Origin of the sequence: uncultured Abyssibacter sp. (genome assembly GCF_964000955.1) — a bacterium.
In the GTDB taxonomy this organism is placed as follows: Bacteria; Pseudomonadota; Gammaproteobacteria; order Nevskiales; family OUC007; genus Abyssibacter.
In genome coordinates this window covers 1-8,288 of the sequence record NZ_CAXFCL010000040.1, presented here as the reverse complement: position 1 = coordinate 8,288, position 8,288 = coordinate 1, and the positions used below count along the sequence as shown (strand labels likewise).

Genomic DNA, 8,288 nt, shown 5'->3' with positions numbered 1-8,288 from the left:
CCGGCGCGCTTCACCTGGGGCTTCATCGCCTCGTCGGACAACCATCGCGCCCGCCCGGGCACCGGCTACAAGCCCGTGGACCGCAAGGTCATGACCGAAGCCAACGGGCCGGTCAACACGACCTGGGCCCAGCGGGTCTACGGCGAATCGCAATCGCCCGAGGCTCAGGCCCGCTTCATCGATCGCGACACCCTGTCGAACATGGCCGGCTTTCAGCTCACGGAACTGGAGCGCCAATCCTCGTTCTGGCTCACGGGCGGCCTCGCCGCCGTGCACGCGGCCACGCCCGATCGCGACGGTATCTGGGACGCCTTTCAGCGCCGCGAGGTCTACGGCACATCAGGCCCGAAAATCCTGCTGTGGTTCGATCTGGTCGACGCCGACCAGCGCTACCCGATGGGCAGCGTGCTGGCGGCCGACGCGCTGGACGACGGCATCACGCCGACCTTCGAGATTCGCGCGGTGGGCGCGTTCAAGCAGAAGCCGGGCTGCCCGGACTTCGTGCACGCCGGCCTGGATGCCGATCGCATCGAGAATCTCTGCTCCGGTGAATGCGATCACCCCTCCGACGAACGCCACCCCATCACCCGCATCGAAGTCGTGCGCATCCGGCGGCAGGCGAATCCCGACGAAGCGGTGGAGACGCTGATCGATGACCCATGGACCGTGATCGAGTGCGACGGCGACCCGGCCGGTTGCGTGGCGCGGGTCAGCGACGACGACTTCGCCGAGGCCCCGCGCGATGTTCTGTACTACGCCCGGGCGATCCAGGCCGCGACGCCGACGATCAACGCGGACAATCTGCGCTGCGAATACGACGCCGAGGGCAACTGCGTGCGCGTCAATCCTTGCTACGGGGATTTCCGCACCGACGAAGCGGACAACTGCACCGCGCCGGCCGAACACCGGGCCTGGTCGTCACCGATCTACCTGAATCCGCGCGATGCCGGCTGAGTCCTCCCGACCCGATGCGCGGCTGACAAGCCGGGTGATCCTGCTCGCGACCGTGGCCGGGTTCGGTCTGGCGGTGTGGCAGGCGCTGGCCCCGGGCCTGCCGGAGCACGCCGCCGCCGCGGCCACGGTCAACGGGCGGGTCATCTCCCGGGCCGATCTCGCGCAGGCGGTCGAGGCGCTCGCCCGCGATAAGCGCAACCCCGTCTCCGACGCGGATCGCGAGCGCGCACTGGACACGCTGATCACCGAGGAACTGCTGATCCAGCGCGCCGAGGAAATCGGCCTGCTGCAATCGGACCGCATGGTGCGCTCGGCGGTCGTCGACGCAATGATCCAGACCATCGTCGCGCGTGAACAGGCCGAACAGCCCGACGACGCCACCCTGCGTCGCTTCTACGACGAGCACCCGCTGCTGGGCACGCCCTCGGCCCGGGTGCGAGTCACGCATGCGACCCAACCCTGGCCGGCGACCGACGCCGTGGCCGCCCTGCGAGGCGGCACCGCCTTCGAAACCGTGTTCGGCCCGGAGCGGATGACACCTCTGCCAAACGGCCTGCTGCGCATGGACGCGCTGGGGACCTACCTGCCGCCCAGCGTGCTGCGAGCGATGGAAACGCTGGCGCCCGGAGAGATCGCGGGACCGCTGCGTATCGGCGATCAGGCGCATTTCGTCTGGCTGCTGGACCGGGAAGCCGGAGACAGGCCCGCCTTCGAGCGGATTCGAACGCAGGTGGCGGAGGCGTGGCGGGTCCGTCAACGCGAGCGCGCGGTGGTCGACGCGGTAGCGCGGCTGCGGGCGGGTGCCGAAATCCGAACACCTTCGTGACATCCCGCCGAAGCCGCAGACCGGCCGCATTGCTGACCGCGCTACTGATCACACTGGCGCCAGGCATCGCCGACGCGCATACCAAGAGCCAATCCTTCTCCACCTGGGAATGGTCGGGACAGCATCTGACCGGCAGCTTCACCATCGACACGCGGCGCGCGACCCTGCTTTACGCCGACGCGGCGGCGGACACCCCGCTGCCAGCCCTGCTGGAACAGCATCTCGCCGGCACCGTGACCATCAAGCAGGCGGGGCGGCCCTGCGAGTTGACGCAGCCTCCGCGGACGCTACCGGCCGCCGCCGGCTGGCAGCGCGTCGCCCTGCGCTTCGGCTGCCCCGAATCCATCGACAACCATCCCGCCGAACTGCGCATCGACGCGCTGTTCCGCTACGCGGCCACGCATCTGCATCTGTTGCGCGTCACGCAAACCGAGCCTCCACTGGAAACGGTGCTAACCGCGCAGCGCCCCTCGATCACTCTGGGTGACAGCGGAGGCCACACGGACTTTTTCGCCTTCGTCCGTATCGGCGCCGAACACGTGGCCTCGGGCTGGGATCACATCGCGTTTCTCGCCGCGCTGCTTCTGCTGATTCCCGGCTGGTCAGCCCGGCTGTGGACCGTCACCGGGTTCACGCTGGGCCATTCCGTCACCCTGGGTCTGGCGGTAACCGGCCATCTGCAACCGGATTCGACCACGGTCGAGGCGCTGATCGGATTCTCCGTGGCCTACGCGGCATTGGAAGCGGCGAGACGCCGCGCGCTGCTGACACCCGTGGCGCAGCTGGGAATCACGGTCGCCCTGCTCCTGCTGGGCGCCGCGCTGCTGGCGAGCGGACTGTCCGCGCTCAGTGTCTGGACCTGGCTGGCCTGCGGGTTGCTGCTGATCCGGTTGCTGCCGGCGAGCGCTCAACACCGTTCAACCACCGGGCCGGCCATCGCAGCCGCGTTCGGGCTGGTGCACGGCGCGGGTTTCGCCGGCGCCCTGCTCGACCTCAGCTGGCCGGCGGATCAACTGCTACCGATTCTGGCCGGGTTCAACATCGGCGTGGAACTGGGCCAGATCGGCATCGTGGTCGTCCTGGCCCTGGCCGGCGGCCTCGGCGTCCGCATCTGGCAACGCCTGACCCGGGACCGCGAGGCCGTCTGGCCGCAGACGATCGCCGCCGGCCTGTTGTGTCTGGCTGGTGTCCAGTGGTTCGTCGGTCGGGCCATCATCGGGTAACTGAGAAACCCGCCACGTCGTTCACGGCGTGGAATCAACCAACCGCCGCGCAGCGGCGTTAAATAGCCGCGGGCAGGGATGGCCGCACAAGACCGTGCGCCCTTTCAACGCAGCCGGCGCGGACGGAGTCTTGGACGGATTCAGCGCGAGGCCTGTCTGAGCGGCCCTGCAGGCCGCGAGTTTGGCTCGCGCCCGGCCAAGGCCCCGTTCGCGACGGGCAGTCGATGCACAAGGACGTGCATCGACCTGCGTTGCGGGCGCACATGGCTTTGGTGACTTTCGCCGAAACGAAAGTCACTCGCCCCGCGGGGCGAAACCCGCCACGTCAATTCATCAGGAAGGTCGGTTCAACACACACGACCTGTCGCGATGGAGTACGAACCAACGTACCAGGAAGCGAGATCACGGCTGCATCGGCGTCTCGGCCAGCTTGCTCTCCAGCTTCCGCGACACGGCCTCCGGCGAATCGGTCCGGCGCGCCAGCAATCCGTAGGCGACCGGCACGACGAATACCGTGAACAGCGTCGCCGCCAGCACACCGAACAGGATCACGACGCCGATGGCGAAGCGGGTTTCCGCTCCTGCGCCGGAGGACAGGATCAGCGGCAGACTGCCCGCGGCCGTGGTGATCGCGGTCATGACAATCGGCCGGAAGCGGACCCGGGAGGCTTCCATCAGCGCCTCATCGAAATCCACGCCCGCGTCGCGCCGCTGGTTGGCGAACTCGACGATCAGAATGCCGTTCTTGGCCGCCAGTCCAATCAGCATCACCAGCCCGATCTGACTGTAGATATTCAATGTCGAATCAACCAGCCACAGGCCGAACAGGGCACCGGTCACCGCCAGCGGCACGGTCAACATGATCACCAGCGGGTGGACGAAACTCTCGAACTGCGCGGCCAGCACCAGAAAGACCACGATCAACCCCAGCACGAACACGAACAGCAGCGATCCGGAGGACTCCTGCAGGTCGCGCGACTGTCCCTTGTAGTCGATGACCACCGTCTCCGGCAGGACCTCGCGGGCCAGGGACTCCAGATCACGCAGCGCCTCGCCCAGCACCAGACCGTCCGCCAGCCCTGACGAGACGGTGATCGCCCGCACCCGATTGAAGCGGTTCAACTCGAAGGCGTCGGCCTGTTCGCGAATCGTGACGAGGTTCGACAGCGGAATCAGCTCTCCGGAGGTTCCGGAGCGCACGTAGAGATTCGCGATCGCATTCTGGGTTCGCTGTTCGGACCGCTCGCCCTCGACGATGACGTCGTATTCCTCACCGTCGTCGATGTAGGTGGTCACCCGGCGCGATCCCAGCATGGTCTGCAACGTCAGGCCGATATCGCGCACCGACACGCCCAGGTCGCCGGCCCGGTTGCGGTCGATGTTCACGCGCAACTGCGGCTGGGTTTCCTTGTAGTCGGAATCCACGCCGATCAGCCCGGGCATGCGCTCGTTGACGGCCGCCAGCAACGTATCCCGCCATTCGGTCAGCTGTTCGTAGGTGCCGCCGCCGATGACGAACTGCACCGGCTGGCCGCGGCCACCGCCAAAGCTCTGGCGCATGATCGGAAACGCCCGAACCCCGGGCAGATCCGCCAGACGCCCACGAATGTCATCCATGATCTCCCAGGCCGAACGGCGCTGATTCCAGGGAGTCAGTCCGATGATCACGACGCCGCCGTTGAAACGCTCGCCGCCGAAGTTGGGCGCCCGGACCAGCAGCCGCTCGATCTCCCCCGCCTCGACCAGCGGCATGGTGCGGGCCTCGATCTCCAGCATGTAGTCCTTGATGTAGTCGTAGGTCGCGCCTTCGGGGCCACTCACGAGCACGAAGAAGGAACCGCGGTCCTCGCGGGGAGCGAACTCCGAGGGCACCGTCTTCAGGAGAAACCAGGCGCCAACCAGCACCGCGACGACCACACCGCCCATCAGCACGGGCCGGCGCACAACCGTGCCCAGCACGCGGGCATATCCGCCGGCGACGCGGTCGAACCCGCGGTCGATCCATGCCGACAGGCTGCGGCGGTTCTTGTTGGCCGGCCGCAGCAACTTGGAGCACAGCATCGGCGACAAGGTCAGCGCGACAATCGTGGAGAAAAACACCGCCGCCGCCATCGTGATCGCGAACTCGGTGAACAGCCGCCCGATGTCGCCCGAGATGAACGACAGCGGCACGAAGACGGCGATCAGCACCACGGAGGTCGCCACGACCGCGAATCCCACCTGCTTGGCACCCCGATACGCGGCCACCAGCGGCGGCTCGCCCAGCTCCACGCGCCGGGCGATGTTTTCCAGCATCACGATGGAATCATCCACCACCAGACCGACGGCCAGCACCAGGGCCAGCAGCGTCAGCAGATTGATCGTGAACCCGAAGCTGTAGAGCGCGATGAAGGTCGCAATCAGCGAAACCGGGACGGTGACGGCAGGAATGATCATCGCCCTGGCGCTGCCAAGGAACAGCCAGATCACGGCTACCACCAGGGCCACCGCGATGGCCAGGGTCTTCCACACCTCGACCACCGCCGCCTCGATGAACACGCTGGAATCGTAGCTCTGCTCCAGCACCATTCCTTCCGGCAGGTTCGGATTCAGTTGTCGGCGCAGGGCCTTGGCGGCCCGAGCCACCTCGACCGTGTTCGCGGTGGACTGCTTGATGATGCCCACCCCGACCATCGGCACCGTGTTGCCGCGAAACATGGTGCGATCCTCCACCGCACCCTTCTCCACGCGCGCCACCTCGGACAGGCGCACCAGGTGCCCTTCGCGACTGGTGCCGACCACGAGATCCCGGAAATCGGCGGGGGTGCGGTAGCTGCGCCTGACCCGCGCCGTGAACAGCCGGTCCACCGACTCGATCCGGCCCGCCGGCAGCTCGACGTTTTCCGCGACCAGCGCGTTTTCGATGTCGGCCACGGTCAGGCCACGCGCGGCCAGCGCCTTGCGATCCAGCCAGATCCGCATGGCGTATTCCAGCCCGCCACCAATCCGGACCCGCGCCACACCCGGCAGGATGGAAAACCGATCCTCCAGGTAACGCCGCGCGTAGTCGGTCAGCTCCAGCGAATCCATCTCGGTGCTGGTCAGGTTCATCCACATGATCACGTCGTCATCGGATTCAACCTTCTGGATGTCCGGCGGATCGGCCTCCTGGGGCAGGTTGTCCAGCACACCGGACACCCGGTCGCGCACGTCGTTGGTCGCCGCGTCGATGTCACGTCCCGAACTGAATTCGATGGTCACGCGAGAGCGGCCGTCCTGCGAGCTGCTCTCGATGAAGCGAATGCCCTCCACCCCGGCGATGCGATCCTCGATGATCTCGGTGATCCGGGTTTCCACGACAGCGGCCGAAGCCCCCGGATAGGTCGTATCCACGGAAACGATCGGCGGGTCGATGTCCGGGGACTCGCGCAGCGCCAGCCGATCGAAGGCCAGCACGCCGAACGCGATCATGAGCAGCGACAGAACCGTGGCGAAGACGGGCCTGCGGACGGACAGATCGGACAACACCATGTCAGCTCTCCGTGGCGTCCGTCACGTGCGGCAGCGCGGCCGACCGTTCGGTCACTTTCACCGGAGCCCCGGGCTGCAGCTTCATCGTGCCGTCGATGACGACCAGATCACCGGCCTCCAGCCCGCCGGTGATCTCGGCCACACCGGGGCGGCGCGTGCCCACCGTAACCTCGACGCGTTCCGCCTTGCCGTCCACGACACGGAAAACGAACTGCCGGTCACCGCGCGGCACCAGGGCGCCCTCCGGCACCGCCAGCGACTCCCGCTGCCGCGCCAGCACCTCCAGCTCGATCAGCATGCCGGGCTGCAACTCGCGCCCGCTGTTGTCGATCTCGGCGCGGGCGAGCACGGCGCGCGTCTGCGGATTGACCTGCGTATCCACGGCCGACACCTCGCCCTCGAAGCTGCGATCGGGATAGGCGGCGGACCTCGCGACCAGCGGCACACCCGGCTTCAGCCGCGCCAGTTCAGTCTCCGGCACCGTGAAATCCACCTTGATCGTATCGATGTCGTCCAGCGTGGTGATGACATCGCCGGGACGAATCAGCGCACCGACACTGACCATGCGCAAGCCGACCCGACCCGCGAACGGCGCCCGGATCTGGTGATCGGCGATATCCGCTTCAAGCGCAGCCACCTCGGCGACGGCGGTCTCGACCTCGGATGCGCGCAGATCGACTTCGGACTCCGACAACACCCGATCACTGACCAGCGACTTGGAACGGTCCAGCGTGCGACGCCGCTCGGCGAGACGGGCCTTGGCAGCCGCGAGCTCGGCGCGCTCCGCGGTGTCGTCGAGGCGCGCCAGCAGGGCGCCCTCCTCGACATAGGCGCCATCCTGGAAGTTGAGGGAGATGATCTTTTCGGTGAGATTGGCGCTGACGTCCAGCGACTCGTTGGAGCGCGCCGTCCCCAGCGCCTCGATCCCGCTGGCGAACGTTTCGGTGTCGACGCGCTGGGCAATCACCGGTGTCGCCGGCCGATTGCCAGCCGCGGCCGGCGCGTCGGCCGGCTGGTCGCAACCGATTAGTGTCGCGCACGCACAAACCGTCAGCGCCCCCGCAAATCGATGCCAATGCATAGCGTTCCCTGTGCCGACGGGCGGCGAGTCAATTCCATGGAGAATGTGGTTCGACCCGGAATGTCCGCACCGGGTTCCCGGCGGTATCGACAGGGCCGCGCGAACATGATCGCACGACCCGGATCGACAGTGGCCGGACGACGAAGCGTCGGGGACAATGCCCGCATGCAGGATGCCAACTGGTTCATCGGATGGCCCGCCGACCGCTGGGATTGCGGTGCGACGCTGGATGCCGCGATACACGCGCTGGAACTGCCGAAAACCAGCCGGCGTCTGGGCGGTGATGACCGTCACGTGACCCTCGCCTTTCTCGGCCGGTGCGGGCAGCCGGCCGCCGAGAGGGCCTTCGCCGAGGCGACGACTCAGGCCGCCACCATGCCCGCGGAGCTCAGCCTGCGCGGCACCGGCTGGCAGCTGCTCGGCCCACCTCGCGCGCCGTCGGCGGTCTCCCTGCTGGTGAACGCGGACGCCGGCCGGCTGGAAACCCTGATCGCAGCGCACCGCGGCGCGCTTTACGCCGCGGCTGGAGCCGCGCCGGACACACGCCCGCCCAAGCCCCATGTCACCGTGGCCCGGCTTGACCGCCGCCTGCCCGATGCCGACCGGGAGCGCATCCGACGACGGCTGGATACCAGCCCGCCGCCGGACGGCGAACTGGTGCTGGACCGACTGACCCTGTTCACCTGGACCGAAT

At 67.6% G+C, this 8,288-nt stretch carries 6 protein-coding genes; 4 read left to right on the top strand and 2 right to left on the bottom strand.

Features of this window, described 5'->3' with window-relative positions; all coding sequences use genetic code 11:
• The 3 genes from ABNS06_RS01585 to ABNS06_RS01575 all read left to right on the top strand — a co-directional run.
• On the top strand, positions 1-954 hold a 954-nt coding region (locus ABNS06_RS01585), incomplete at its 5' end, for a DUF3604 domain-containing protein (protein WP_348672209.1).
• Complete coding sequence (locus ABNS06_RS01580; RefSeq protein WP_348672208.1) at positions 944-1,780, top strand: peptidylprolyl isomerase; 837 nt, start codon at positions 944-946, stop codon at positions 1,778-1,780. The genes ABNS06_RS01585 and ABNS06_RS01580, both read left to right, overlap by 11 nt.
• Positions 1,781-1,809: 29 nt before the next feature.
• Complete coding sequence (locus ABNS06_RS01575) at positions 1,810-3,003, top strand: HupE/UreJ family protein (protein WP_348672207.1); 1,194 nt, start codon at positions 1,810-1,812, stop codon at positions 3,001-3,003.
• A gap of 402 nt (positions 3,004-3,405) precedes the next feature.
• On the opposite strand, the gene ABNS06_RS01570 is transcribed toward ABNS06_RS01575, so the two are convergent.
• The gene (locus ABNS06_RS01570; protein WP_348672206.1) at positions 3,406-6,513 is read right to left on the bottom strand and encodes an efflux RND transporter permease subunit; all 3,108 of its coding nucleotides are present in this window, start codon (positions 6,511-6,513) and stop codon (positions 3,406-3,408) included.
• A gap of 1 nt (position 6,514) precedes the next feature.
• Positions 6,515-7,480 carry an efflux RND transporter periplasmic adaptor subunit gene (locus ABNS06_RS01565; protein WP_348672205.1) on the bottom strand — a complete coding sequence of 322 codons (966 nt, stop codon included), beginning with the start codon at positions 7,478-7,480 and terminating at the stop codon, positions 6,515-6,517.
• A 279-nt stretch (positions 7,481-7,759) separates the two neighbouring features.
• Between ABNS06_RS01565 and ABNS06_RS01560 the strand changes: the two genes are divergently transcribed.
• Positions 7,760-8,288: 2'-5' RNA ligase family protein (locus tag ABNS06_RS01560; RefSeq protein WP_348672204.1), on the top strand; the 529-nt coding region annotated here is incomplete at its 3' end.